This is a genomic window from Xenorhabdus beddingii (assembly GCF_002127545.1).
In the GTDB taxonomy this organism is placed as follows: Bacteria; Pseudomonadota; Gammaproteobacteria; order Enterobacterales; family Enterobacteriaceae; genus Xenorhabdus; species Xenorhabdus beddingii.
Map to the genome: position 1 here is coordinate 1 of NZ_MUBK01000089.1, position 1966 is coordinate 1966.

The 1966-nt window shown below is 48.5% G+C and carries 1 protein-coding gene; it reads left to right on the forward strand.

Features of this window, described 5'->3' with window-relative positions:
• Positions 1 to 1824, forward strand: a 1824-nt coding sequence (locus Xbed_RS18480; RefSeq protein WP_086114284.1) for a phage/plasmid primase, P4 family, incomplete at its 5' end; no start/stop codon positions are given.
• Positions 1825 to 1966: the final 142 nt, after the last annotated feature.

The window sequence follows — 1966 nt, forward strand, 5'->3', positions numbered from 1 at the left end:
GAGATTACCGGAACGCCGGACACAATCATCATTACCGAAGGTTATGCAACGGCACTCACTGTCAGCCAGTTACATGAAGGTCGGGTACTGGCGGCGATTGATGAGGGAAATTTATCCGTCGTGGCCGAACAAGTCAGAAAGCAGTGGCCTGCGGCGAAAATTATCCTTGCTGCTGATAATGACTGGCATGAATCGGGGGAACTGGACAACAACGGCAAGCCGAAGAAGAACGTCGGCAAAATGGCGGCAGAAAAGACCGCTCAAGCGATTACCGGATGGGTCACGTTACCGCCTACGGCATTGAAAGCCGACTGGGACGATTATCGCCAGCATCACGGTATTGAGGCAGCAAAGCAGGCATTTAATCACGGATTATATCAGGTCGGAGGAAAAGCCCCCGTGGACGTAATAGAAGAAGTGGCAGTGATCCACGAAGTGAAGACCAAAAAGGCCAATAACAATCTGGCACAAATGGCCGCCAGTCAGCGCGGGGCACTGCTGGCTGAGCGCTACGGCAAGGTGGCGGTAAGCCTTGAAAGCGAAATGGTTTATCAATATAACGGCGCGATATGGGAAACCGTGTCGGATAACGCGCTGCGCCGCGCAATGGTAGCCATCTTCGACCAGCACGAAACCCCTTACAGCCCGAACGGGATCAATAACGCTATCTGTGCCCTGAAATTACAGGTGCCGGTTATCAGCGAACAACGGCAGAATTTAATTGGGTTTCGTAATGGGGTATATGACTTATCGACACAACAATTTACCTCGCATCAGCCGGAACATTGGTTAATCAACCATAACGGCATTGAATTTACCCCACCCGCAACCGATGAGAACCTACAGGCTCATGCCCCCGATTTTTATCGCTGGCTGTCCCATGCGGCGGGACGCAATGAAAATAAAATGAATCGAATCAAAGCCGCCCTGTTTATGATTTTGGCAAACCGTTATGACTGGCAGCTATTTATTGAAGTGACGGGCGAAGGTGGCAGCGGTAAAAGCATCTTTACCTATATCGCCACGTTATTAGCGGGTGAGCACAATACCGCCAGTGGCAATATGAGAGCCTTGGACGAAGCACGGGGGCGTTATCAGTTTGTCGGAAAAAGCCTGATTACGCTGCCCGATCAGGTTAAATATGTCGGTGAGGGAGCAGGCATCAAAGCCATTACAGGCGGTGACCTGATTGAAGTTGACGGGAAGTACGAAAAGCAATTTTCTACGGTAATCAAGGCGGTGGTATTAGCCACCAATAACGAACCCATGAGCTTTACCGAACGCAACGGCGGTATTGCACGGCGGCGGGTGATATTCCCGTTTAACCATCCGGTCAAAGAGTCAGAAAAAGATCCGCAATTGGCGGAGAAAATCAGTCGGGAACTGCCTGTCATTATCCGCCATTTATTAAACGAATTTGCCGACCAGAACAAGGCTAAAAAGCGGCTACAAGCGCAACGCGATTCCAACGAAGCGTTAACGGTGAAAAGCCATTCCGATCCGTTATATCGCTTTTGCGGTTATCTGGTCTCTGTGGGCGAAACAGCCGGAATGAAGATGGGAAATAAGAATATCGTACCAAGAGCACCGCGCATTTATCTTTATCACGCGTATTTGTCTTTTATGGAAGCACACGGCTTTGAACGCCCGTTAACCCTGACCAGGTTTGGCGAATCCATTCCTAAGATTATGCAGGAGTACCGGAAGGAATATCGGAAAGTGCGAACCAAGAAAGGCTACATTTATAACGTTGAGCTGTCAGACGAAGCGGAAGAGTGGCTGCCCTCTGTGCCTGAATGCAGGGGCTTTAAATCCCCTGTATAGACTTCTTGGGTTTAAGTCTGCACTCCATGCACCATTTCAAATATCTGACTGTATTTAAAAGAAAATAATAGGTGTATAGTTATTTTTTAACTATACATCAACTCTACATTCTCTTCATAAGTGTAAAAAATGGGTGAACAGG